The following is a 25,115-nucleotide window of genomic DNA, read 5'->3' as shown; positions in this document are numbered from 1 at the left end:
CTCTGCGGTTACGCGCCTCAGGTTATGTTATGCATGTTCACAGTCTGAGTGTTGTTGTTTGGGGTTAATGTGTAGCGAAATCCTATTGATACCGAAGCCATTAAGCACAATATAGGCGTCAATTGTACGCTGTGGATCCATGCACTTGTCTAGGATTAACGTAATGCTGTCTACTTTTTTAGATGAGATTATTGCTCGAAGTTGATTGTCGTTCAGTAACTCGTCTGTGTTATTGAATAAATAACCTTGCTCTTTGACACCCACCAAATAATGCTCTTCGGCAACCGCATTACCCAACGGGTAAGCAAGAAACATAAACAGCGCTGATAAGACTCCCCTAATCATGTGTGAACTCTGGCCCTTAATTTTCCAATCGCGGAGGCTGCCACCGGGGCATAATGGCAAAACCGCTCCACGTGCAAATATTCCAGCGAACGCAATGAGTGAGCTAATTGAGTGGTTAGTAACATTACTCATAGGTAGCGTTGCTTGTACGCATTTCTGCTGCACTAATCTCTAACCCCGTATCTACTCTTTTAATTCGAGCACCTAAAGCTAGAAATGATGAGTCTTCCGCAGTGATTTTAAGTTGATAATCGTAGTTGTTATCGTTCGGATGACTTTCAATTGTCGAAATCTCAAAAGGGACATCAGGGGGAATAACCATCGTGACTTTGCCAAAGAAGACGGTCTCTTTCTTATTTTGAGAAACTATCATTTTGTCGGCCAGCACTTCCACACCGGGCGAAGCTGTAGTCGTTGATGTAAGAAAAACACTCATTGCCAAAGACATAAGCAAAGCAAAAGAAGCCGCTGTCTTTTTCACTACGCCATTTGGTTTTGAGGGTTTAAAAATCAGACTGTTAAAATCAGTTTCAAACGCTGATGCCAGCGATTTCAGCGTTTCTAGAGATGTGTTCCCCTCGTTCTCTACTCTCTGAACAGTGCGCAGACTTACCCCGGAAGCAAGGGAAAGGTGCTGTTGACTCCACCCTTTCTCTTTTCTGAGTTTAACGATTAATTTTGAGTCTATTTTCATGTCCATATTACTATTCCTTTGAATGATAAAACTCTATCGTAAGGGAATAGTCCTTATTGGTGTTACGACAAACCGCTAACTGCCTGATTTGCTGTACTTGCGAATCGGTTAGCTTTATTTTTTATGCTCTTTTTGATTAATCCGGTTCAAGATCATATGACTCTCCGGCAGGCTGATAGAGTGAAGGCTTATTAATGGGCTGAACCTTAAACTGGTGGCGTATTTTGGGTACTAATAAATCTTCAAGCGCCTGTGGCTCAGTAATGCCTGCATCAAGCCATCGCTGCAGGCTGTTATCTTTTGGAGATAACATTAATGGCGTGGATTTTTGATGAACATCCACTAATTTTTCGTGTGGCGGCAACGTAACCACCGAGCAAGAGGTCTCAACAAACTCATTACCATGACTGTCGTGACCGTGCCATTCACGATACAGGCCGCCCATGGCCATTTGCGCTTCGGGATTGGCAATCATGTCGTGGTAAGTCATTTTACTGCCGACTTTTTGCGACTCACCAAAACCAGCGACCGGAATAACACAACGATGCTGTCGAAAAGAGTGATATCCCGCGCTACGAGGCACGTTGAGCTTGTCGTAACGGGTATTGAAAGAAGTATAACGTGACGGCTTGAAATGCATAATACCAGTGCTGTGTTCCGGCTCCAGCAGCAACCACCAGATGGCATTCCGCGCTACCCTTCTTCCCTGTTGTTCGAGCACAATGGTTACTCTTTCAGTGGCGCGTACAAAACGGCTGAACCGCATGCCCTCCTCTGGCCAGAAATGAATTTCCAGTTGATCGCACAACTGCCTGACACCAGGACTATCGGTAACGTTTAGCCTGCCACACACAGCACCACTCCTAATAACAACGGCGTTGCGAGTGTCATAATGACATTCTGCCCCATTGCCGCCAAAAAGGGTTTATCAGGCTGTTCAAACTGTTTGGCCTGTTGATATATCCGCCAACCCGGCAGCATAGGTAATAAACAAATAAGGCTGTACCAGGGTAAATGAAACGCTACTACGGTTAACACAACGACCAGTATGGTGAGTAGCCATTGCACTAAATACAGCCTGGCTGAAAACGCATAACCGTATTCTATGAGCACATGGTTTCGGCCATGCTCTGCATCATTGGCCGCATCGGGAAACTGATTGAGTAGTAACAGATTATTAGTTAACAACGTGGGGATCAGCGCCAATAATAACATTGTTGTATTATGCGAACCGCTGATGGCCACATAGCTACCGTATGACATTAAAATACCAAAACCTAATCCCGGTGCCACCAGGCATAACCAGGGGTAGCGGTTGAGCACCGGTGTATAGCTTACTACTATTATTACCCCTAACACTCCCATACCAAATAACGAAACCCAGGCTTCAGGCGTGTGTTGTAACACCAGCAATCCTGAGGCAATGGTGAGTACGACAAAGGCAATACCAATGTATTTTACCAACCCGGCCACCGACGGCTGATTGACCAGCGCCCCGCTACCGCCACTGAAGGGGGTTCGGTTGGTGGAAAAATCCAGCTTACTGGTACAGTCAACATATTCATTGAGCATGTTTACAGCAATATGTGCACACAGGCCACAAACCACAATTAAACTTAATAAAAACCAGGAACCGTCTATATTTAAAAAGTTAACAAAGCCAAAGCTGAGTGTCAGACAACTCACTACCAGCAATAAAAACGGAGGACGCATGGTTTTAACTACGGTGGATAGAACGCTCATTCCCTGCTCCTATGCAGTCGATTGGTTAATGATCTGCTTCAATAATTAGTCACGAAGTTGCGCTAAACTAAAGGTATGTCGAGCTGATGGCATTTTGATGGATACACTCCTTTCAACCAGTATCGAGTTAAACAAAGTCAATATTTTATTGGCTCTGCTGTTCAGTATTGGCTGGATAGTGATTGCCAAGCCTTTACAGTTGTACCATAACAGCAGTATCCGCTTTGCGCTGGCCAACCTGTTATTTGCGCTGGCCCTGCTTCTCGATTTTCGTCATCCCGACAATCCCACACTTTTTTTGTGGGTGATTGGGGATATCATATTACTGATTTCATTTATTATCTATAACCTTGCACTACGACACCTATTTCGCCTGACCATCGATCCGAAATGGTTTAGTTCAATGATCCTGGTGGTGAGTGCAGCCTATGGCTTGTTTTTATTGGGTTGGATAACACCAGAATCCGCGTCATTACTGGCGTTAGGTATGATTATCGTGGTGATGGTTGCCACCCTGAAAATGAAATTTAAGGCGTTGCATGAGGCCTTTTCAGCCAATATCGCCAGCATCCTGTGCCTGGCCGATGTCCTCATCATAGTCATGGTGGTCAGTAAAATTACCCTCTGGGCAGTTACCGTACCTATTCCACAAAACAGTTTGTTTTTCTCTCCTTACAATGCGTCACTGATGCTATGGATGCAGGTTGTGCTGGTTATATTAATCAATACCACCGCAGTAGGGACTACCATCTCCCGGTTAATTGTGCGCATGAAATATCTCGCCGACCACGACCAGCTGACGGGACTGCTTAACCGCCGGGCGTTTCAATCACAACTGGAGTACCAATTCTCGCTGTTTCAACGCTATCAGCGCCCGTTTAGTATTTTAATGCTCGATATCGACTACTTTAAAATGATCAACGATACCTTTGGTCACAGTGCTGGTGACAAAGCTATTGTGCATACCGCCAAACAATTAAAGCAGCAGGTCAGGCAATCTGATCTGGTCGCCCGATTTGGTGGTGAGGAGTTTATTGTGCTGCTGGCCGACCAGTCTCAGAGTGACGCAAAACTAATAGCCGATAAAATCTGTCAAACACTGAGTGAAGCTAAGTGGGCCGACGCAGCCGACCCTCTGACTATCAGCATTGGTTGTGTGGAAGCCAGTCAGGCCCGAGACCCGGACCAACTGCTTAAACTGGCTGACGATGCACTGTACCAGGCCAAAGCAAACGGCCGAAATCAGGCGGTAATGGCCGGTACAAAATTGAATTACCTTGTTTAGTCCTGTTCGTCGGAGTCGTCATCACTGGTATCGGCCAGCCGTTTACTGGGTTGAACCCCCAATGCGCGGAACTGTTCAACCTGACGCACCAGGTTACCCCGCCCACTGGTTAATTTATTCAGCGCGGCATCATAGTGTTTCTGAGTGCTTTCTACTGCCTTACCAATCTTTTCCATATCGCCAACAAAACCGGCAAACTTATCGTAAAGTTTAGCCGCATGCTGGGCAATTTTCTGAGCGTTCTGATTTTGATATTCATATTGCCAGATATTGTTGATGGTACGCAGTGCTACCAACAGATTGGTGGGCGAAACCAGCATAATATTGTTGTTAAGGGCCAGCGTGACCAGTTCGGGATCGCTTTCTACTGCTAGCAAAAACGCCGGCTCTACCGGAATAAACATCAGTACGTAGTCGAGCGAGCGGATCGCTTCCAGCTCATGGTAATCTTTTGCACCCAGCGCTTTAATATGGGTTCGCAGCGAATTGACGTGCTCTTTTAATTGGCGAGCCCGTTCTTCGTCATTGTCGCTGTTAAAATACCGTTCGTAGGCGGCCAGGCTCACCTTTGAATCGATGATCACATCTTTGTCGTTAGGCAAATGTACAACCACATCGGGCTGTTGCAGTTTACCCTGCTCGTTACGAGCCGACACCTGGGTTTCGAACTCATGGCCTTCCCGTAAGCCGGATTCCTTCAGGATCCGTTCCAGCACGACCTCACCCCAGTTACCCTGTTGCTTGTTATCGCCTTTCAACGCCCGGGTTAACGCCGCGGCATCTTCGGTGATCTGCTGGTTTAACGCTTTTAAACCCAGAATCTCGGTTTTAAGTGAGGCTCGCTCCTGCCCTTCTTTGACGTATTGGTCAGTAACCTGCTTTTTGAAACCTTCGATTTGATCTTTCAACGGGTTTAGCAGCGCATCCAGGCGGGTTTTACTTTCGTTGCCAAAGCTCTCGGCTTTTTGTTGAAAAATGCGATTGGCGAGGTTCTCAAACTGCTCCTGCAGCCGCTTTTCGGCTTGTTGCAGGCTGGCGAGCTTTTCTTCATGAGATTTTTCAGCCACATCAAAAGCCGCCTGGCGGGCATCGCTGGACGCTTTTAACTGGGTAAAATCGCCCTGAAGGGTTTTTAATTCACTTTGTAACTGCTGACGTTGCTGTTGCGCTTCTGGCAGCAATGCCGCTTTGGCCGCTTGTTCCTGTAATGAAGCCTGCAACGAGGAAAGCTGCTGCTTAAGTTCGTTTATATCCTGCCCAGCTCTTTTCTCGACGGCCTCTAAGGACTGCTGTGCCTGTTCAAGTTGCTGTACCAACAATTGTTGTTCGGCCTGTGCTTGTTGCGCTTGTACCTTGCCCTGAAACCGGCCAATCACCAGGCCAATAACTAGTGCCAGTAATGCAGCGCCAGCGGGAATAATAATATTAAGGTGTTCCATTACCAACCTGAATAACTTCAATAAAAAAACGGGTAACTCATGTTACCCGTTTTTGGTTTTGGTTTAAGCGAATAATCGCTTAACTGGTGTTAAATGCTGGTTATTTAGACAGTGCTTCGTCCAACTCTGCAATTTTTGCCTTCCAGATAGCCGGGCCGGTCTGGTGAGCATTGGCCCCGGTAGAGTCCACGGCTACGGTTACCGGCATGTCTTCCACTTCAAACTCATAGATGGCTTCCATCCCTAAGTCTTCAAAGGCAACCACACGGGCTTTCTTAATGGCTTTAGACACCAGGTAAGCCGCACCACCCACTGCCATCAGATACACTGATTCGTGTTTAGCAATGGATTCAACAGTCGCTGGACCGCGTTCAGCTTTACCAATCATACCGGCAATACCGGTTTTCTCCAGCATCATGTCGGTGAATTTATCCATCCGGGTTGCAGTCGTCGGGCCAGCAGGACCTACTACCTCGTCGCCCACAGCGTCTACCGGACCTACGTAGTAGATAAACTTACCGTTCAGGTCTACACCTTCTGGTAACCCTTCACCGTTTTCCAACATGGTCTGAATGCGTTTGTGCGCCGCATCACGGCCGGTCAACATCTTGCCAGACAGCAGCACGGTTTCGCCTACTTTCCATTCTTTGATGTCTTCTTTGGTGACTTCGTCCATATTCACGCGGCGGGTATTTTCACTGACTTCCCAGGTGACTTCCGGCCATTCTTCCAGCTTAGGCGCTTTTAAGTCTGCCGGGCCACTACCGTCGAGGTAGAAATGCGCATGACGGGTTGCCGCACAGTTGGGGATCATTGCCACAGGCTTAGACGCCGCGTGAGTCGGTACCGATTTAATTTTCACATCCACCACGGTAGTTAAACCGCCGAGGCCCTGTGCACCGATACCCAGTTTATTTACACGTTCGTAAATTTCCACCCGCAGTTTTTCATCGGTAGTTTCCGGGCCACGAGCAATCAGCTCCTGAATATCCACCGGATCCATCAGGCTTTCTTTGGCCAGTACCGCCGCTTTCTCAGCAGTACCACCAATGCCCAGGCCAAGCATGCCTGGCGGACACCAGCCAGCGCCCATGGTTGGTAAGGTTTTCAGTACCCATTCAACAATGTCGTCGCTGGGATTGAGCATTACCATTTTTGATTTGTTTTCAGAACCGCCGCCTTTGGCCGCGATCATCACTTCAATTTTATCGCCCGCAACGGTGTCGATATGGACGACCGCCGGGGTATTGTCTTTGGTATTTTTCCGCGCACCGGCCGGATCGGCTACAATCGAAGCACGTAACGGATTATCCGGGTTCAGGTAAGCACGGCGGGTACCTTCATCAACCATTTGCTGAACGGTCATGTCGGTTTTATCCCAGCTTACAGCCATGCCAATTTTCACGAAACAGGTCACAATGCCTGTATCCTGACACAGTGGACGTTTACCCTCGGCTGACATACGTGAGTTAATCAGGATTTGCGCCATGGCATCTTTTGCCGCCTGGCTTTCTTCCTTGAGATAGGCCTGTTCAACAGCCTTCACATAATCAAGTGGGTGGTAGTAAGAAATGAACTGCAGCGCATCTTCGATGCTATCGATAAAGTCTTGTTGACGAATTACGGTCATGGCGTCCTCTTATTTTTAGGCTCACATAGTCATCTAGACGAAGAATCCGTATACTACCGCATGTCGACAACTGGCACCATTAAAACCATCTGCGACTTTGGTGGCGTGAAGCTACTCACACGGTTGCAGCAGGCTTGCCAATACATTGTTTGTGATAAATACAAGAAAAGAATTGAATGCCACAGTCCCGATTTTCATTTTCCCCAGACTCGCTGCGTATCACGCCGGTAACATTACCCGCTAACACCACGCTGCAAGCGGTTTTTCAGTTTGTTGCCCGTGACGACTGGAGTTTGTTATATGACTCCGGCAACTCCACCCAAAGTAACAGCCGATATGACATCGCCTTGTGGTCACCGGCCCTGACGCTAACGACTAAACATGGTATTACGGAGGTGCGGGCACAGAGCACGGTAGTGGAATCACTCGATACCACCGATGAAGGCCCCCTTGAAACCGCCAGGCGTTACCTTACGGCGTTTCAGCACAGTATTAACACCAGTGAAGCGCCTGACTGCTATGAGCAGCTGCCATTGGTGCTTGGATTAGCCGGTTATTGTAGTTATGACCTGGGTCGCGAGTACGAGACTCTGCCGGCCAGTAATCCAGACGAATATCAGTGTCCTGAAATGGCACTGGGTTTATATAACCGTGCGCTGATCCACGACGTTCAGGATGACCGTTGGTATTTTTGTCATACTGCGGCGGTAGCCGTGCCCGATTTTAAGCAGTGGATTTCAGCACAGCCGGTGCCATTTGCCATTAAAGGCGGCTGGCAAAGCAACATGAGTCAGGCCGCATACAGTGAGGCCCTGGCGGCCGTGCACCAGTATCTGGTGGCCGGCGATTGTTATCAGGTCAATTTTGCCCAACGTTTTACAACCCAATTTAACGGCAGTTTATGGACCGCCTACCGTACGCTGACTCAGGCCAATAGCGTGCCTTTTTCGGCGTTTATGCAAGTTGGCAACAGCGCCATACTGAGTTTATCGCCAGAGCGCTTTATTCAATGTCGCAACGGCATTATTGAAACCAAACCGATTAAAGGCACCCGCCCCCGATTTTCCCACCCCGATGAAGATGCCGCCAGTGCCGAGTCGTTGTTAAGCGCCGAGAAAGACCGCGCCGAAAACCTGATGATTGTTGATTTATTGCGTAACGACATCAGCAAGCACAGTGTTCCTGGCAGTTTACAGGTACCGGAACTGTTCAAACTGGAAAGTTACCCGGCGGTGCACCATATGGTTACTAAGATCACCAGTAAATTAGCGCCCGGAAGTCATCCCCTCGATTTATTAGCCGGTTGCTTTCCCGGCGGGTCTATTACCGGCGCCCCTAAAATTCGCGCAATGGAAATTATTGAAGAACTGGAGCCCAACCGACGCAGTATTTATTGTGGCAGTTTTCTCTATTTAGGGTTAAAAAACGACCTGGACTCAAGCATTTGTATTCGCACCCTGCTGGGTGAACAAAACCAGCTTTACTGCTGGGCGGGTGGCGGTATTGTGCTCGACTCCAATGCGGCTGAAGAATATCAGGAAACCCTCGATAAAGTCGCCCGTATCCTGCCGGTGCTGGAGGCCTGCGGTGAATAAACTCGATTTTCTGCACCGCTTTCATTCCTCGCCGCCACTGGCGGTCAGCGACGATTACCCGTTGCCCCATGCCGGGCGTGCCGCAGGAGTGTTGGTGCCGCTTATGGACCGCCCGGACGGCCTTACAGTGCTACTTACTCAACGGGCGTTACACCTTGTCCATCATCCCGGACAAATTAGTTTCCCCGGTGGGAAACAGGAAGCACAGGATACCGATCTGATAGACACCGCCCTACGAGAAGCCTGGGAAGAAATAGGCCTGCCACGGCAAAAATGTCAGGTAATAGGCGTTATGCCAGAGCACCGCACTATCACCGGCTTTTGTATTACCGCCGTGGTCGCCATAGTTGATCCGGATTTTGACGTAATCATCGACAGCAATGAGGTGAGCGATACCTTTGAGGTGCCGCTGGCGTTTTTGCTCGATACCAACAACTACATCACGGAACACTTTCATCGTGGACCATTAACCAATCCTGTGCATTTTATTCCCTGGCATAACCGCATGATTTGGGGCGCTACAGCTGCCCTGTTGCGTAACCTGGCGTCAATTTATACTGACAACCCTTAATCACAGCCCGCTAAAACACGCCTTATCAATAGAAATTCTCATGCTACCATTAGCTTAACTGGTTTGTTCTGGCCTCGCTACAGCGGCAGAATGGAATGATAATGACAATAATGGTAAACGCATCTGATGATAAGTGTATTTGATATGTTCAGTGTGGGCATAGGCCCATCGAGCTCGCATACTGTTGGGCCAATGAACGCCGCGGCAGAATTTGTTGATGAACTCAGAAGCCAGCAGCTCATTACCACAGTAACCCATGTCACCACAGAGCTATTTGGCTCGCTGGGACAAACCGGTAAAGGTCACGGCAGTGGCAAAGCAGTAATTCTGGGACTACTTGGCGAACGCCCTGATACCATAGACGTCGACAATATCGACCGCTGGCTGGCCGATATCGACGCCAACGAAACGCTTACTCTTGGTGGCGAGAAGTCTATTCGCTTTCCGCGCTCCAAAGCCATAGTTTTTCATCGTCGTAAAACCTTGCCCCGCCATGCTAATGCGATGACCTTGCACGCTTATCAAGGCGAAACCCTGCTGCTTTCACAAACCTATTATTCCATTGGCGGCGGTTTCATTGTGCGTGATGACCAATGGGATGAGGCCAAACAGGAAGCCAAAGAAATTAGCAATACCGTGCCCTTTAGTTTTCGCACCGCGGCTCAATTGTTAAGTCTGTGCAAAGAACAAGGCTTTAGTATCAGTGCCCTGATGCTTAAAAATGAACAGGCGCTGCACCCGGGTAAAGACATAAAAACGCGCTTGCAGGGACTGTGGATGACCATGGATGCCTGTATTGAGCGAGGCATTGAAAGCGAAGGCATTTTACCCGGCGGGTTAAAGGTAATACGTCGGGCGCCCTCGCTATATCACCGCCTGATGACCGAATACAGCGGCGATCCAATGCAACCTCTGGACTGGGTAAACCTGTTTGCACTGGCCGTTAACGAAGAAAACGCCGCCGGTGGCCGGGTGGTTACAGCGCCAACCAACGGTGCGGCCGGCATTATTCCCGCGGTGCTGAAATACGTCGATAAATTCGTCCGCCCGGTAGACAAAGACATCGCCAGTCGCTTTTTACTGACCGCCGGAGCCATTGGTATTCTGTACAAAGAAAATGCCTCTATTTCCGGCGCCGAAGTGGGCTGTCAGGGGGAAGTAGGCGTTGCCTGCTCTATGGCTGCGGGTGCCTTAACTGAAGTACTGGGCGGCAACATTGCCGCGGTAGAATGTGCAGCCGAAATTGGTATGGAGCATAATCTGGGCTTAACCTGCGATCCGGTTGGCGGATTGGTTCAGGTTCCCTGTATTGAACGTAACGCCATGGGGGCGATTAAAGCCATTAATGCATCGCGTCTCGCACTGCGTGGCACCGGCGAGCAAAAGGTCTCGCTCGATAAGGTGATCAAAACCATGCGGGATACCGGCGCCGACATGAAAACCAAATACAAAGAAACCGCCAGAGGCGGTCTCGCAGTGAATATAATTGAGTGTTAACGTGTGTGTGGCGCCGCTATTTCACCGGTAGCGTGTGCCCTTTAAACATTCGCTCTACTTCATCATTATTTTTCAGCATCATGGCCTTTTCGACTTTGTCTTTGGTCAGATGCGGCGCGAAGCGCTCAATGAAGTCAAACATGTAACTGCGCAGGAACGACCCCTTGCGAAAGCCTATTTTGGTAGTGCTGTATTCAAACATATGGCTGGCGTCTATTTTGACCAGGTCGGCATCCAGCTCTTCGCTCACAGCCATCGAGGCGATAACACCAATCCCAACCCCTAGCCTTACATAGGTTTTAATGACATCAGCGTCGGTGGCGGTAAAGACTATCTTAGGCGTTAGCCCGGCTTTCTCGAAGGCATGGTCGAGCTCGGAGCGGCCGGTAAATCCAAACACATAAGTTACCAGTGGGTACTGCGCTACATCTTCAATCGTAATGGATGTCTTCTTAGCCAGTGGATGGTCTTTATTGACTATAACGCTGCGATTCCAGTGATAGCACGGCAGCATTACCAGATCGTTGTACAGATGCAACGACTCGGTAGCTATTGCAAAGTCTGCTTCGCCTTTGGCGGCCAAATCACTGATTTGCGACGGCGTGCCCTGGTGCATATGCAATGAAACCTTGGGATATTTGTTCATAAACCCTTTGATCACATCCGGTAAGGCATATCTGGCCTGCGTGTGGGTGGTGGCAATATTTAATTTACCCTGATCAGGCAGATTGTGTTCGCGGGCCACCGCTTTAATGCTCTCGACTTTGTTGAGGATCTCGCGGGCAATATTAATCACTTCATTGCCCGCCGGTGTCACATGGGTTAAGTGCTTACCACTACGACCAAAAATCTGCACGCCTAGCTCATCTTCGAGCATTCGGACTTGTTTACTGATCCCGGGTTGTGAGGTAAATAAGCTTTCAGCAGTGGCTGATACGTTAAGGTTATTGTTCTGTACTTCGACAATGTATCTTAATTGTTGTAATTTCATTGTATATCCACGCGTAAACCTGACAACCGTCAACGCACACTCATACAATGAAGCCTGAACAGAATGCTGTCCTGTTATCGTGCTTAATCGCATGCTTATGCAAAAGTAGAGGAATTAGTTATTATTATGTTGGATACTAGCATAAGCAAGTCTGAGAACAATTGGAAGTAACAGAAATGACAACCCGCTCTGAGGAAAACAACAGCGCCGAACTCTCTCCAGACTCACAGTTTGATTTTTCAACTGTACTGGCTGCCGCCGTGCACGACATGAAAAACTCACTGAACCTGTTAGTGCAGTCGGTTGAGCAAATCGTGTCTACCCTTCCTCCTGAGCTCGTTGAAACCCGCAACCAAATTGTTGACCTGCACTATGAAGCTAACCGTATGAATACCGGTTTGGTGCAAATATTGTCTCTTTATCGCGCTAACCGTGAAACCCTGCCGGTAATGATTGACCAGAGTTTTATCAACGAATTGCTCGAAGATATTGTGTTGTCCAATCAGCTCTATGCAACACAGAAGAAAATTACCATTAAAAATCAGTGTTCCGGCGAACTCGCCTGGTATCTGGATGCTGACCTCATGTATTTGTTAATTAATGATGTTTTGATCAATGCTCTTCGATATGGTAAATCAGACATTATTATCAATGCGTATCAACTAGATGGCAATTTAGTTGTTAAAGTAGAGGACGACGGCGACGGCTATCCTGATCATATGCTGGTGACCGTTGATACCAAACCTTCAGATTTTAATGTAACTCAGGGCCGTACCGGATTAGGCCTGTATTTTGCGCACCTCATTGCCAGAGCGCATTCTCAGGGAGACCGGCAGGGTTTTATTACGCTGTCTAACGGGGGCTCTCTGGGCGGTGGCGTATTTGAAGTTAACATCCCCTGAGTTCGGGCCGATAAACTAATAACGATGAAAAAAAGCAATACACAGACGGGAAGCACTGAATGACATTTATAATAATAATTGTACTGATAGTAGTGCTGGTAGTATTGGCCATTGTGGTGAATGCCTATCAACAGTACAAAGCAAAAATGGATGCCGAGCGCCGCGCCGAAGTTGCCAAGCAGCGTACAATCATCGATGAAACTGAAAATGTCCTCATGGCCACTGCCCAGATGCCTATTTCCCAGGGGCTGATAAAAATATTACTCAAACGTATTCAACGGGCTTTGCAGGTAACCTTTGAACTCAACAGTAACTCGCCGGATATTAAACAGCACCTTGACGATATCAGCGCCAGAATTAAATCTATCGATATAGAGCCCGAGAGTAATAATCAGTTTGCGTTACCGGAAACCGACAAAATGATTATTCAGTACATTCAGGCAGTAAAGAAGCTTCGTGTCATGCTGCGTACTGAAAGAAGTAAAGGTAAAGTCGATGGCAGTACCTACCTCGAACAAGACAAAATGCTCGAACGTTTACAGTTAAAAGTGAACGTAGAAACCCTTATTCGCCGCGGCCGGGGCGCTCAGCAAACTAATATGCTCGGCTCCGCCCGACAATATTACGAAAAGGCCATTGCCGCCCTGGAAGCCCAGACGCAACCCGACGAATTTGTCCAGTCCCGTCTGGAATGGCTAAACCAGCAGCTTAAAGACATTCAGGAAAACCTCAAAAACGCCAATGCTCAGGATCGGGCCAAACGCCGCGAAGAAGAACGTGATGAGCTTGATGAATTGTTTGCACCGAAGAAAAAATGGTAAGTCAGGGTCTGTGTAGCCCGGTTTTGCGCTGAACTAAGCGGCGTTAAAACGCCCTTGCGGTTAATTTGTTAACCCTCCTAACTTTTACATTTTCGTTACAAATATTCTGTGCTAATCTGAGGACCTTATGATGGTCTCTTGGAGTAGCTCATGGCTTTTGGCCGACGTCATTTTTTAAAATCCAGCGCCGCTTTTGCCACCCTGGCCGGCACCCCCTTACTGTGGTCCTGCAGCGGGGAACAAACCTCCGCAGTCACCTGTAACAGCAACAGTGATTATGGTGTACAGCTCTTTATGTTCCGCGATAGCTTTGCCAAAGATCCGAAAGGCACACTGGCCAACATAGCGGCCATGGGCTTTAGTCAGGTAGAACCCTTTGGCCTGGGCGGTTTTATCGGAATCCCCGGCGCGCCGTTTTTTGGCCTGTCGATAGATGAACTCGCTACTACACTGCAAGCGCTGAATCTGAAAACGCCTACCGCCCACGTGAGTGGAAAACTTGACGATCTAAATCATACCAATGAACTGGCCACTAAACTGGGCATCGACTATTTTATTGAACCACTGGCGGAAGAGTTATTGGCCTTCGATAACGGCAAAGTCAGCATCACCGTGCCGGATTCTGTAGACAAAGTGCTGCATATGGCTGAGCGGATCAACCTGCGTGGCAAGAAATTCCACGATCAGGGTTTTGGCTTTGCCTATCATAATCATCATATGGAATTTACCAAGGTTGAAGGTAAAACCATACTCGACTGGTTGATGGAAAATACCGACCCTAACTACGTTAAGCTGCAATTGGATCTGGGCTGGGTAGCGGTTGCTGATGTTGCTCCGCTGGAAGCGCTTAAAAAATATGGCAAGCGTGTTATCGGCTGTCATATGAAAGATCGTGATTACCATGTCCAGGTCTCACCTGGAGACTCCGAACAACTTATGCCAGAAGCATTACAGGTGAAAGCTCCGGGTCAGGGTGGCATCGACTTTACCCCCATACTGGCGTACCTGGATGAACACAATATCCAGAATCGTTACGTGGAAGTGGATGTCACCGCAACGCCTTATGAAGATGCCAGGTTCGGTCTGGCGCATTTACAAAACGTGTGTCGTAAATAAAAGCAACCGGTGTTGGGCCTTTTCGGGCCTGACTATCAGGCCAGCGCCGCTTTAGCGATAGCTAAATCTTGTTCAGCACTACCGCCGGAAATCCCAATCGCACCAACTTGATTATCACCGTTAAAAACGGGCACCCCGCCATTAAACCCCATTAAACTATCATTTGATAACTCAAAGCCGGTAAGTTGTTCAGAACGAATGAGCGCACCAAGCTGACCAGATTCCAACGGAAACAAGGCGGACGTCCTGGCTTTCTTAATGGCAATATCCACCGAACCAAGAAAAGCGTCGTCCATTCGTTAAAAGGCCACCAGATGGGCCCCGCTGTCGACGATGGCAATACAAACTTTGATCCCCAGTTGTTCGGATTTAGCAGTTGCCTGAGCAATATAGCGACGCGCCGTCGCTACGGTCATAGGTGTGGTCATTGGCTTTTCCCCGGTCAGTTTTACGTTACCTTGCCTAATTTAACCTACTGATTCAATTTACAAATTTGTAGAGTAATCCGATACTACCTGGTGCCACAATGTTTGTGCTGCCACCCCCATTACACCACGGTTAGCCCGCACCATCCCTACCCGCTTGACCAGCGGACTGTTTTCTATATCGCGACATATTAAGCCCTTACGCAACATTTGCTCGAGACACAGCGATGGTACTACCGAGATCCCCAGACCATGAGCGATAAGCTGACCAATAGTGCCGTACTGACCGGTTTCCGCCACAATATTCAACTGGCCGTATTCAGCGGTCATTACTTCGGTCCACTGCCGCACGCTGGAGCCTCGGTTAGGTGATATAAATGGCTGACTGACAATGTCTTCAAGGGTGATCGTGCGACTTGCGCCCAACGGATGATCGGCGGGCATAACGGCAACAAACCGGTCGGTGAATAACGGAAAAAACTCCAGATTGTCGCTGCTTTCCGGCTCAAAGCAAAAGCCAATGTCTGCCCTGCCGGAGAGCACCGCTTGCAGGGTTTCCTCCATAATAACATCGAGTACACGCACGCGAATGTTGACAAACTGCTGATGAAAGCGCACCAGAATGCCCGGCAGTTTAGACTCGGCAAACGATGGCATAGCCGCCACCGATAAACGCCCCTGAGCCATAGCAAACAAATTTTGCACGCCTTCCACCGCATCATCCCAGTCATGCATGATACGGCGGGCATGGGGCAGAAAGCTTTCTCCTTCCGGTGTTAGCTGCACGCGTCGGGTGGTGCGACTAAAAAGCTGCCCGCCCAGTTGCTCTTCCATTTTCTTAATCGAGCTGGATAACGCCGGTTGGGTTACAAACAGCTTTTCAGCAGCTTCAGCAAAGGTTGCAGAATCAGCAACACATAAAAACGCCTGCATATTGCGGTAAGAAATACTCATATTAATAAATTATTTTTATTAAAAGTGACATTTAATCAATTTTACAAAATTTTAACCCTGATTGATACTAGCTGCGTTCATTACTTAAAGGAGAGTATGCTATGTCTGGTTTCGATAAAGTCGTATCCAGTTACGAAGCCGCGATGGAAGGGTTAGAAGATAATATGACCGTCATCGCCGGTGGGTTTGGTCTGTGTGGTATTCCTGAGGGCAGCATCGCCCAAATTAAAAAAATGGGTACCAAGGGACTGACTATCGTTTCTAACAACTGTGGTGTAGATGGCTTTGGCCTGGGCATACTGCTCGAAGATAAACAAATTAAGAAAATGATTTCCTCTTACGTTGGTGAAAATGCACTGTTTGAAAAACAGTTGCTTAACGGAGAACTGGAAGTCGAACTAACACCACAAGGTACACTGGCTGAAAAAATGCGCGCTGGTGGTGCAGGTATTCCGGCATTTTATACTGCCACGGGCTACGGCACACCGGTAGGTGAAGGTAAAGAAGTGAAGGAATTTAATGGTCGTCCTTATATTCTGGAAGAATCCATTACGGGTGATTTCGCGATTGTTAAAGCCTGGAAAGCCGACCGTTATGGCAACTGTGTTTATCGTCACACTGCGCAGAATTTTAATCCAATGGCGGCAACCGCCGGTAAAATTACCGTTGTGGAAGTGGAAGAAATTGTAGAACCGGGTACATTAGATCCTGCTCACATTCATACGCCGGGCATTTATGTGGATCGGGTTATCCAGGGCACGTTTGAAAAACGTATCGAACGTCGCGTAACGGCTAAATAGGAGGCAGTCATGGCATTAACAAGAGATCAGATTGCGATGCGCGTGGCGCAGGAATTTCAGGATGGTAACTACGTCAATCTGGGGATTGGTATTCCTACCCTGGCGGCAAACTATGTACCAGACGGCATTAGCGTAATGTTACAGTCAGAAAATGGCCTGCTGGGAATGGGACGCTACCCTACCGATGAAGAAGTCGATGCAGACATGATTAACGCGGGTAAAGAAACCGTAACCGCTATCACTGGCGCATCCATCTTCAGTTCAGCAGAAAGCTTTGCCATGATCCGCGGTGGTCATGTTGACTTTACAGTGCTGGGTGCCTTTGAAGTCGATGTCAATGGTAATATTGCGTCGTGGATGATCCCGGGCAAACTTATCAAAGGGATGGGCGGCGCTATGGACTTAGTGGCTGGTGCGAAAAATATTATCGTTACCATGACCCACGCCGACAAACACGGTAATTCTAAGTTATTACAGGAATGTACCCTGCCACTCACCGGCGTAAACTGTATTACCCGCATCATTACCGATTTAGCTGTACTGGAAGTCAAAGACGGCGCATTTTATTTGCGCGAACGGGCGCCGGGCGTATCGGTTGATGAAATCAAAGAGAAAACCGCTGGTAAACTGGTGGTTGAAGGGGATGTGCCTGAAATGGCCTTTGCCTGAGTCTGAATTACTTAAAAAGGGGCATCCGGCTACACCGGTTTGCCCCTTCTTTTTGGCTTGTCGCTTTACTCAGGTACGTAATCAGGGATAATAGGCGCGGATCTAAACCGGAGCAAAGCCACATTGTTAATTACTGACTTACCTGTACACCATACCCTTATCAGCCGTATTGAAGATAAAGGCTTTACTGAACTGACTGAAGTTCAGGAAAAAACCATTCTGCCGGCCCTTATTGGTAAGGATATTATCGCCTCTTCAAAAACCGGTTCAGGTAAAACACTGGCATTTTTAATTCCTGCCGTGCACCGTTTGTTAACGCAAAAACCATTAAGCCGACAGGATCCCCGTATTCTTATACTCGCGCCAACCCGCGAACTAGCCAAGCAGGTATTTGGCGAAGCCAAATGGTTATGTCAGAAGAAAAACCTCGCCACCGCGCTGATTGTGGGCGGCGATAACTATAACGATCAAACCAAAGCGTTGCGACGCAGCCCACATATAATTGTTGGTACGCCGGGCCGGGTAGCCGATCATTTAGAAGATAAAAGCTTCTTTATCAACGGTCTGGAAATGCTGATATTCGATGAAGCGGATCGTATGCTCGACCTTGGCTTTGCCCAGGCGCTTAATTTAATTAACCGAAAAGCCGATCATCGAAAGCGTCAGACCATGTTATTTTCTGCCACGATGGATCACATTGAGTTAAACCACGCGCTGGATTCACTGCTTAAATCACCAGTCAGGGTCGCGGTTGGCAGTGCAACGGCTGAACATACCGATATTACCCAGACGCTGTATTTTGCCGAGAGTATTGAGCATAAAGATGCCCTGCTCTGCGACCAGCTGACCCAAAATAGCTACAATCAGGCCATTGTGTTTACCGCCACGCGAGACGATGCCGAGCGACTCAGCACTGTGCTTAGTGAACATTTACCCAACCGTACTTCACAGCCATTAAGAGGTGACTACGCGCAATCGAAGCGCTCTTTGGTTATGAATGAATTTGCCCGCGGCCAGTTTGATATCCTGGTTACCACCGATGTGGCGTCCAGAGGCCTGGATTTGTCCAAGGTTGGGCTGGTAATCAACTATGATATGCCAAAGCATCCCGAAGAATATATTCATCGCATCGGACGTACCGGCCGGGCGGGTAATCAGGGTGCCGCGGTATCGTTTGTCGGAAAGCGTGACTGGCAAAGCTTTTCGGCTTTAAAGCAACAACTTTCCTATCCACTGGAACCCCAGCAACATGCCGAACTGCCGTCTAAGTTCAGCGGTATTAAGGCCAAGCCAGCGAAACTTAAAAAGGCGCCTAAAGCTGATAACTCAGCAGACAAAAAATCAGCGCAGTCAGTCAAAAAGACCCAACGGGTAAGAACCATGACCGGTGAGGATATAGGCCACATGCCGATGCGTAAAAAAGCCACACCGCCACCGCTCGATGAAGAAGAATAAACTCGAAACCGGGTTTATTCAGGACACATAAAAAAATCCGGTAATCACGATTACCGGATTTTTTATTGGCCGGAAACTCATTACCGGCCGTGGCAATCTAATCGCCGTTTACTGATAATCGCCTTCGGCAATCAGTAACTGACTATTAGCACTAATAGGGCCGCGAAGTGTATCAACAATACCACTGGGCCATTTAACGACTATCTGATCGATAGATTCGGCTTCTCCGATACCAAAGGCAGCTTCAAGTTCTTCAGCCGAAGCGAAGCTTGAACCGGCCTGCAGATACCTGATCATGGTTTTGCTACCCACGGTGACCTCGATTCGGGCACCCACACCATAACTATTGCTCACCACACCGGCTAGTTTCACCGAGAAGTAATTACCCGTAGGGCCGTCGTTTCGCAACAAAATGACACCGTTAGAATTAGCAATCAGCCAGTCCATGTCACCATCTTCATCAAAGTCGAACCAGATAGAGCCCCGTGAGTTACCCATGCCCGACGTTCCGGTAGCACCGGTGACATCGGCAAACTGCACCTCACCCGCCTCAGTAGCAACGTTTTGATAAAGTACGTTGGCGTATTCCTCATTGGAAATCCCGCCGGCAACGATACTTAAATCTTCATCACCGTCATTATCGAAGTCCACGAAGTTAGCGCCCCACTCAGTCACATTACGCATCAGCACGCCTGCACTGGCGGTAATATCCGTAAAGGTACCATCACAGTTATTGGCATGCAGCGGCGACGGTGCCGGATCGGTTGAGCGTTCTGAGCCGTTATTGGTAACCAACACGTCCAGACAGCCATCACCATTCGGATCACCTACCGCAATCCCCATACCATGAGTGGCAGAAGTGGCAGAAATACCCGCCGCATCACTGTCGTCAACCAGCATACCGTCGATATTGCGATACAATACGTCGGCGCCAAAGTCGACTGACAGCCATAAGTCCTGCGTGAGGTCACCGTCAAAGTCTGCGAAGGCTCCCATGTAGGTCAGGCGGTCCGGACCGGAACCGGTATTAATCCCATCAATGCCCATAAACGGTGCTACGTCGAAGAAGCTACCACTGTCGTTCTGGTAAAGGCTATCAGCCGGCACATCACCGTAGCGACCTGCAACAAAAATATCGAGGTCGTTATCGCCATCGAAGTCATTCCAGACAACCCCTATCGCACCAGCACTGCCTGGTATAGCCAGCGTATCAGATACATCAATAAAGGTACCGTCGCCCTGGTTATGCCACAACTCGCTGCGTGTATTCAGGTTAGACTGATTGGCTACGTACAGATCAAGCAAACCATCATTGTCGAAGTCACCCCATGCCAGACCAGAGCCGGCACCACCAGACGTGACCATGTTGGCTTGTGTGGTGACGTTGGTAAAGGTACCGTCACAGTTACTCTTATACAGAAGCACTGTTTCCGTAACATTGCGCGGGGTTACCGCTAAGTCCACACACCCGTCATTGTCGTAATCGCCGGCAGCAAGACCAATGGCGCCTGGAATACTATTGAGACCAGACAATACAGTTGCATCAACGAATAACGGCGTTAGATCCACACCCACATGTACGGTAATGGTAGCGCGACCAGGCACAAACTCAGTGTCGAGCGCCTCAGCCGTAATGGTATGAGATCCCTGACTGAGAGACGAAACAGAGAAAATACTGCCTTCACCAATAATGCCATCGATACTGGAGCGCCAGATGATCATTGATGATAAGTCACCGTCTTGATCGTCCATTGCACTGGCATCAAACATCACCGGATCGCCCAAGGCTACCCGTGCTTCATCGGCAGGCTGCACAATCACAACTGAAGGTGCGGTATTGCTACCAGAGCCAGATGCACTAAGTACTAACTGTGGTTGCAGAGCAGGATCTGCACTTTCACCAGAGTAGAATCCAATGGAGTTTTCCAGGCTATCATTGTTGTCATCTATCGTACAACTCACCCTGAACTGCGCTGACTGACCGTCGACAATCGCTGCCACACCCTGAGCAGAGATTTCCGCTACAAACACATCGCCTGAGGCAGGTGCAATCAATTCACCGGCATTCGCTACCGTTGGAGCAGCCTCAAAGTCGCTGGCATGAATACGCGGGTCATTACTAAAGCCTGTGCTGTGAACATCAACCGTACAAGGGCCAAGCAAGTCCAGCGGGCTGGCACCAACGCCACCACCACGAGTGAGATAGAGGGTTGCAGACGAGACAGTAGTCCCCTGGGGTATGGCAAATGAGGTAATTAACTTAATCTGCTGATTAAGGTTATTGTCGCCAACACGCAGTGCGCCACCATTCGACAGGAATGGGATCGCCACGCCACCGGTATCACTGTTTTCAGCCGACTCCACTATAAAACCGTCTTCAATGGGGTTTGATCTCAGTGTCACACTGGCACCAGGATCCTCAAGTATGCCGTAAACGGTGAGTAAGACACTTGCTGACGCCTCATTACCCTCTGCGTCCTGCACTAATGCTGTAACAGTATGCTGACCCGGAGATAAGCTGGTTACCGACGCACTGCCCGAGCTGGCAAACATTCCATCGATATCAGACAACCATAGGATATCGGCCGAAATGTCCCCCTGCTCAAAGTCATCAGCAGTGGCGGTAAACAGTATTTCGTCACCGGCTGTCACCAGGGTGTCGTTAGCAGGACCAATCAGTTCAATGGTGGGTAACTGGCTGCCAATGGCAATTTCAAAGACCAGTTCCGTAGTCTGACCGTTACTGTCTGTTACCGTAGCGGTGATGGTATGCACACCGGCGGATAAACTGGCAACCGTAATTTCAGAACCGCTTCCCAAAATACCATCAACCGATGAAGTCCAGACGATATCAGCCGACAGATCGGCTTCATCAGAGTCGGCAGCCATCGCAGAAAGGACAACACTTTCACCAGGTTGGAACACCTGACCAGAAATATCAGTCACCAGCTCAATGGTGGGTAAAATTCCTAACTCACCAGAGAAATAACGTGTGGCGTGGTTAAAGGCATCAGGCCCTATTTCGGCGCCCATTAATCGACCAGGAATGTCATCCGCGGTGGGGTGAATCCCGCCGTAAATACGCGAAATGCTGGTTTCATCAGAGGCATCCCGATACGTCGCCCACTGTAATTGCAGGTCGACACTCGGGCCTTCTTCAAACACCAGAAACTCATTTTGTGGCGCATCAAACGTGCCCATACCACCCGGGAAGTACTCATCACCAGTGACCAGGGTCATGACTTCTGCAGCTGCACGACTAAAGGTACTGTGACCTGATACATAGCCAGCGAATGGCGGTGTAACAAAGCTTGGTCGCTGATACGGCCACCAGTTTTCACACAATATCCAGTCGGTACCCGCCGTTGTGGTGTCCGGGTCCTCGATATAATCGGGCCCCTTCCAGGCGTAGGCAGCAATCTTACCGACGTTTTCGTTATTGTCACCGGCCAGGTGTTCATGCACACCACCAGGCTGAATCGACGCTGCCGTCACGACTTCTATTTTACCCGGTACCAAACCTATGCCATCAGGATTATAGCTTGGGCCGGACGGATCCGACGACTGACCGAGGTCACACATATGACGAATTGCCGAAACCGGACGAATATAATCGTACCAGCCTTTTACACCCCAGGCAGAAATCGCCGAGTCATGCATGGCACCACCCAGAACCAGGTACATTTTGACATCGTACTCCAGGGCATCAAGAACGGAACCCTGACCGCCAAACTGGTTAATGTGTAATTCATGATCAACAACATAGTTAGCCACTGAGAACCAGTGTCCGGGAGGCGTTTCAGAGTCCGGACCATCGGCCCAAAACTCAGCCAGAACGCGGTAATAATCACCGGCAGGTACCAGTTGCTGATCATAAGGCTGACCAGTAATGGGGTTAAGGTCGCGACCCTGCCCGTCGTTAGTCCCCAATGTATTATTACCCCGAGAGGCAGGACTAATATCAATCATTACGCCATCAGCAGGGTCGAGTTCACCACTCCACTCCAGCACTTGCTGGAAGCCTGCACGGTAATCTTCTGTGCCAAATGCAGGCGGCGCGCCGGGATCGTGGTAAACATAATAGTCATGACCGTCGCGACTGTAGACAGTCAGATCGTCTTCGGTAAGCGCAAACGGCGTAACATGCCCCCATTCCGGGCTCAGGAAGTCCAGCGAGCCGCCGGGGATCAAATTACCACTTTGATCGACGAAAAATTCCAGCGACAAGGGTTGCCAGCGATCGGGATCAACAAGATCAGGATTCCCCGGGAATTCCGGCAACAACGGCGGATTAATCGAGGTATAATAATTGTTGGCAAAATTGGCTTGTTCGTTTGAATAGTCATTCAGACCAAACTCTATCACAGAGGCTGCAATACGGTTACCCAGCGCCGCTGGCGAATCTCCCTCTGTAGACGTGTAGTCGGTGTCATAACCCAGTTCAGCCATTCGTGCATCAAAGGCAGGTAAGCGTTCTGCTGCACCGGGAGATGGTGCAAACCGCCACGTCAGGATCCGATACATTGCGTAACTGATGGCTTCGGCCCGGGCCGCATCAATATCGGCGACCGGTGCCATTTTTTCATGGTGAATGACCTGCCCGGCCTCTTCATCATAAGCCGCCCAGGCATCCCACATGGCAGCTGAGGTATGGTAAAGGTTACGGGCATGAACCGTAGGTCGGGCGAAATCCAAACGAATAGAGCTCAGTAATTCTTCATTCCAGATACGGGCAATGGAATGTGGTACTTCGATCACTTCTTCGGTATAAGAAATCACCAGTTCAGGCGCATATTGAGGCGTCTCACCGGAAGCAAAGTTAGCCGTATTCTGGCTGCTGTCACCGTTATCTTCTACCGTGCAATATGCCCTGACCTGGGTATATCCGCTGCGGTTAATAGCGCCGAGTCCGGCACTACTGAAGGTGGCTTCTGACCACTCATTTGAGCGCACAACTGCGCTTAATGTGCCTGCCGCAGTGCTGGTGGCCGGCGCGTCGAAGTCTTCCGACTCCAGCGCCACATTGCCGTTAAAGCCGCCGCTATTAACATCTATCACGCAGGGAGCAAGCACGTCAAAAGGACTGGCGCCGGGCGAACGTGCGTGCCGCATACGCAGCACCGCTTCGGTAATTTCAGCGCCAACCGGAATTTGTGATGTATCAAATGAAACAATGGTTTTGACCTGACGGGTATCAGACAGGTCGCCAATACTTAAGGCCGCTAAACCACTGCGGTTGGGTTGAGTAAAACCACCGGTGTTATTGAGTGCCGGGCTTTCATTAACAATCCCATCGTGTTGAGCAATTGATTTTAGTATCAGTTCTTCGGCCGATACCGATGTACTTAGAGCGAGCATAGCAACGCTCAGTGCGGTCTTGCCGAACCGGGGTTGCTGTTTTTCTGGCTGGGTGAGCGGCCAGTCACATTGATGCTTTTCAATGTGTTTAGATTTCGACAAATGTTGAATTCTAAACATGTTCTTACCTCCATTCCTTGTGTCATGGCCCCTGGGACCTGAATACCGTTTATGAATCTTATGGTTGTTCATTCAGACGGCTTGTTTTTGCTTTTATATCGCGGCGTTTGCAGGCTTAAGAGCTCTGCAATAACCACATTTTTAATTAGTCGGCGCTTATCAAAATCACCGCAAACTAATTTTTTCAGCAACTTTTTGCTAATCCACAACAGGAGATAATTAACAACCGCTAAGCTGCATTGATGATGTTATTTGTTAAACCGGGTCACTTTTGGGCTGAAACGCCCACGACGGTTTATGGTTTTTTACAGGCAGGTAATAAAGATGAAATAAACAGACGATAAGCCGACGATTAGACTGTCAGCTCTCGTTCTAATTTTTTGCAGAGTATCAACTTACAGATTGCAGTCAGGCAGAGTTTTATCGGGCGGTTTGTTGGGTAATAACAAACGTCTAAAATTCTGCTAAACACCTTGGGTTTTCCCTGTGCGAAAATCAAAACAGCCTTGTTTTTTGTACTTCACAACCAACATGTATAACAATCAGGTACAACGGTTAAAGTTTAAAATATATACAACCCCTAACCCTGTCAACAACGTTGTACAGTTAAAATAATAATTTTTTGTTAAATCCATGAAAATAATTGACACAAGATGATCTGTTTAACTTTACCAGGGTGGTACCGTTAGAGGGGTGTTTTTTCCG

Annotated in this window: 19 protein-coding genes and 1 pseudogene; 10 read left to right on the top strand and 10 right to left on the bottom strand. The window is 48.7% G+C overall.

Going from position 1 to position 25,115, the window contains the following annotated elements:
• Positions 1-27: 27 nt before the first annotated feature.
• The 4 genes from AC27IB_RS22455 to AC27IB_RS22440 form a co-directional block, all read right to left on the bottom strand.
• Complete coding sequence (locus AC27IB_RS22455; RefSeq protein WP_487123752.1) at positions 28-345, bottom strand: hypothetical protein; 318 nt, start codon at positions 343-345, stop codon at positions 28-30.
• A gap of 124 nt (positions 346-469) precedes the next feature.
• Positions 470-1,045: a helix-turn-helix transcriptional regulator gene (locus AC27IB_RS22450; RefSeq protein WP_487123750.1), complete on the bottom strand. Its 576-nt coding sequence runs from the start codon at positions 1,043-1,045 to the stop codon at positions 470-472.
• Positions 1,046-1,175: 130 nt separating this feature from the next.
• On the bottom strand, positions 1,176-1,892 hold the full coding sequence (locus tag AC27IB_RS22445; RefSeq protein WP_487123748.1) for an SOS response-associated peptidase family protein: 717 nt from the start codon (positions 1,890-1,892) through the stop codon (positions 1,176-1,178).
• Complete coding sequence (locus tag AC27IB_RS22440; protein ID WP_487123747.1) at positions 1,877-2,782, bottom strand: prenyltransferase; 906 nt, start codon at positions 2,780-2,782, stop codon at positions 1,877-1,879. The genes AC27IB_RS22445 and AC27IB_RS22440 overlap by 16 nt, the downstream gene beginning before the upstream one ends.
• A 97-nt stretch (positions 2,783-2,879) precedes the next feature.
• Between AC27IB_RS22440 and AC27IB_RS22435 the strand changes: the two genes are divergently transcribed.
• Positions 2,880-4,067, top strand: coding sequence for a GGDEF domain-containing protein (locus AC27IB_RS22435; RefSeq protein WP_487123745.1), 1,188 nt, complete (start codon positions 2,880-2,882; stop codon positions 4,065-4,067).
• Here the strand turns inward: AC27IB_RS22435 and rmuC are convergent.
• Together rmuC and AC27IB_RS22425 are read right to left on the bottom strand one after the other, a co-directional pair.
• On the bottom strand, positions 4,064-5,506 hold the full coding sequence (rmuC, locus tag AC27IB_RS22430; protein WP_296046798.1) for a DNA recombination protein RmuC: 1,443 nt from the start codon (positions 5,504-5,506) through the stop codon (positions 4,064-4,066). The genes AC27IB_RS22435 and rmuC overlap by 4 nt on opposite strands.
• Before the next feature lie 100 nt (positions 5,507-5,606).
• Positions 5,607-7,136 (bottom strand): fumarate hydratase, encoded by a 1,530-nt coding sequence (locus tag AC27IB_RS22425; RefSeq protein ID WP_296046797.1) that lies wholly within the window; start codon positions 7,134-7,136, stop codon positions 5,607-5,609.
• 176 nt (positions 7,137-7,312) lie between these two features.
• Here AC27IB_RS22425 and pabB point away from each other — a divergent pair, with 176 nt between their 5' ends.
• The 3 genes from pabB to AC27IB_RS22410 all read left to right on the top strand — a co-directional run bounded on the left by pabB (position 7,313) and on the right by AC27IB_RS22410 (position 10,799).
• A complete protein-coding gene (pabB, locus tag AC27IB_RS22420) occupies positions 7,313-8,731 on the top strand; it encodes an aminodeoxychorismate synthase component I (RefSeq protein WP_487123742.1) in 1,419 nt (472 codons plus the stop codon).
• Positions 8,724-9,302 carry a CoA pyrophosphatase gene (locus tag AC27IB_RS22415; RefSeq protein ID WP_296053692.1) on the top strand — a complete coding sequence of 193 codons (579 nt, stop codon included), beginning with the start codon at positions 8,724-8,726 and terminating at the stop codon, positions 9,300-9,302. The genes pabB and AC27IB_RS22415 overlap by 8 nt, the downstream gene beginning before the upstream one ends.
• A 126-nt stretch (positions 9,303-9,428) precedes the next feature.
• Positions 9,429-10,799: an L-serine ammonia-lyase gene (locus AC27IB_RS22410; protein ID WP_296053690.1), complete on the top strand. Its 1,371-nt coding sequence runs from the start codon at positions 9,429-9,431 to the stop codon at positions 10,797-10,799.
• Between the two features lie 16 nt (positions 10,800-10,815).
• On the opposite strand, the gene cysB is transcribed toward AC27IB_RS22410, so the two are convergent.
• Positions 10,816-11,790: an HTH-type transcriptional regulator CysB gene (cysB, locus tag AC27IB_RS22405; RefSeq protein ID WP_123326864.1), complete on the bottom strand. Its 975-nt coding sequence runs from the start codon at positions 11,788-11,790 to the stop codon at positions 10,816-10,818.
• Between the two features lie 176 nt (positions 11,791-11,966).
• Here cysB and AC27IB_RS22400 point away from each other — a divergent pair, with 176 nt between their 5' ends.
• The 3 genes from AC27IB_RS22400 to AC27IB_RS22390 all read left to right on the top strand — a co-directional run bounded on the left by AC27IB_RS22400 (position 11,967) and on the right by AC27IB_RS22390 (position 14,629).
• A complete protein-coding gene (locus AC27IB_RS22400) occupies positions 11,967-12,692 on the top strand; it encodes a sensor histidine kinase (protein ID WP_487123740.1) in 726 nt (241 codons plus the stop codon).
• 59 nt (positions 12,693-12,751) lie between these two features.
• Positions 12,752-13,513: a hypothetical protein gene (locus tag AC27IB_RS22395; RefSeq protein WP_487123738.1), complete on the top strand. Its 762-nt coding sequence runs from the start codon at positions 12,752-12,754 to the stop codon at positions 13,511-13,513.
• Between the two features lie 150 nt (positions 13,514-13,663).
• Positions 13,664-14,629 (top strand): sugar phosphate isomerase/epimerase family protein, encoded by a 966-nt coding sequence (locus tag AC27IB_RS22390; RefSeq protein WP_487123736.1) that lies wholly within the window; start codon positions 13,664-13,666, stop codon positions 14,627-14,629.
• A 35-nt stretch (positions 14,630-14,664) separates the two neighbouring features.
• Here the strand turns inward: AC27IB_RS22390 and AC27IB_RS22385 are convergent.
• Positions 14,665-15,045: pseudogene (locus AC27IB_RS22385) on the bottom strand (GlcG/HbpS family heme-binding protein).
• A gap of 69 nt (positions 15,046-15,114) precedes the next feature.
• The gene (locus tag AC27IB_RS22380; protein ID WP_487123734.1) at positions 15,115-16,008 is read right to left on the bottom strand and encodes a LysR family transcriptional regulator; all 894 of its coding nucleotides are present in this window, start codon (positions 16,006-16,008) and stop codon (positions 15,115-15,117) included.
• A 101-nt stretch (positions 16,009-16,109) separates the two neighbouring features.
• On the opposite strand from AC27IB_RS22380, the gene AC27IB_RS22375 reads away from it, so the two are divergent.
• The 3 genes from AC27IB_RS22375 (at position 16,110) to AC27IB_RS22365 (ending at position 18,932) form a co-directional block, all read left to right on the top strand.
• A complete protein-coding gene (locus AC27IB_RS22375) occupies positions 16,110-16,808 on the top strand; it encodes a CoA transferase subunit A (RefSeq protein ID WP_296052492.1) in 699 nt (232 codons plus the stop codon).
• 9 nt (positions 16,809-16,817) lie between these two features.
• Entirely contained in the window at positions 16,818-17,477 is a 660-nt protein-coding gene (locus tag AC27IB_RS22370; protein ID WP_296052494.1) for a CoA transferase subunit B, read from the top strand.
• Positions 17,478-17,600: 123 nt separating this feature from the next.
• On the top strand, positions 17,601-18,932 hold the full coding sequence (locus AC27IB_RS22365; RefSeq protein WP_296052498.1) for a DEAD/DEAH box helicase: 1,332 nt from the start codon (positions 17,601-17,603) through the stop codon (positions 18,930-18,932).
• A gap of 108 nt (positions 18,933-19,040) precedes the next feature.
• Here AC27IB_RS22365 and AC27IB_RS22360 read toward each other — a convergent pair whose 3' ends face one another.
• Complete coding sequence (locus AC27IB_RS22360; protein WP_487123731.1) at positions 19,041-24,410, bottom strand: FG-GAP-like repeat-containing protein; 5,370 nt, start codon at positions 24,408-24,410, stop codon at positions 19,041-19,043.
• Positions 24,411-25,115: the final 705 nt, after the last annotated feature.

The organism is Alteromonas sp. 4NH20-0104 (assembly GCF_057547795.1).
Note: the sequence above shows the minus strand (reverse complement) of the source record. Positions and strands in the feature narration are given on the sequence as shown.

Bases quoted from the DNA above. Each gene is read 5' to 3' on its own strand.
- AC27IB_RS22455 (WP_487123752.1), bottom strand. From the start codon at position 345: ATGATTAGGGGAGTCTTATCAGCGCTGTTTATGTTTCTTGCTTACCCG.
- AC27IB_RS22450 (WP_487123750.1), bottom strand. From the start codon at position 1,045: ATGGACATGAAAATAGACTCAAAATTAATCGTTAAACTCAGAAAAGAG.
- AC27IB_RS22440 (WP_487123747.1), bottom strand. From the start codon at position 2,782: ATGAGCGTTCTATCCACCGTAGTTAAAACCATGCGTCCTCCGTTTTTA.
- AC27IB_RS22435 (WP_487123745.1), top strand. From the start codon at position 2,880: ATGGATACACTCCTTTCAACCAGTATCGAGTTAAACAAAGTCAATATT.
- rmuC (WP_296046798.1), bottom strand. From the start codon at position 5,506: ATGGAACACCTTAATATTATTATTCCCGCTGGCGCTGCATTACTGGCA.
- AC27IB_RS22425 (WP_296046797.1), bottom strand. From the start codon at position 7,136: ATGACCGTAATTCGTCAACAAGACTTTATCGATAGCATCGAAGATGCG.
- pabB (WP_487123742.1), top strand. From the start codon at position 7,313: ATGCCACAGTCCCGATTTTCATTTTCCCCAGACTCGCTGCGTATCACG.
- AC27IB_RS22410 (WP_296053690.1), top strand. From the start codon at position 9,429: ATGATAAGTGTATTTGATATGTTCAGTGTGGGCATAGGCCCATCGAGC.
- cysB (WP_123326864.1), bottom strand. From the start codon at position 11,790: ATGAAATTACAACAATTAAGATACATTGTCGAAGTACAGAACAATAAC.
- AC27IB_RS22400 (WP_487123740.1), top strand. From the start codon at position 11,967: ATGACAACCCGCTCTGAGGAAAACAACAGCGCCGAACTCTCTCCAGAC.
- AC27IB_RS22395 (WP_487123738.1), top strand. From the start codon at position 12,752: ATGACATTTATAATAATAATTGTACTGATAGTAGTGCTGGTAGTATTG.
- AC27IB_RS22390 (WP_487123736.1), top strand. From the start codon at position 13,664: ATGGCTTTTGGCCGACGTCATTTTTTAAAATCCAGCGCCGCTTTTGCC.
- AC27IB_RS22380 (WP_487123734.1), bottom strand. From the start codon at position 16,008: ATGAGTATTTCTTACCGCAATATGCAGGCGTTTTTATGTGTTGCTGAT.
- AC27IB_RS22375 (WP_296052492.1), top strand. From the start codon at position 16,110: ATGTCTGGTTTCGATAAAGTCGTATCCAGTTACGAAGCCGCGATGGAA.
- AC27IB_RS22370 (WP_296052494.1), top strand. From the start codon at position 16,818: ATGGCATTAACAAGAGATCAGATTGCGATGCGCGTGGCGCAGGAATTT.
- AC27IB_RS22360 (WP_487123731.1), bottom strand. From the start codon at position 24,410: ATGTTTAGAATTCAACATTTGTCGAAATCTAAACACATTGAAAAGCAT.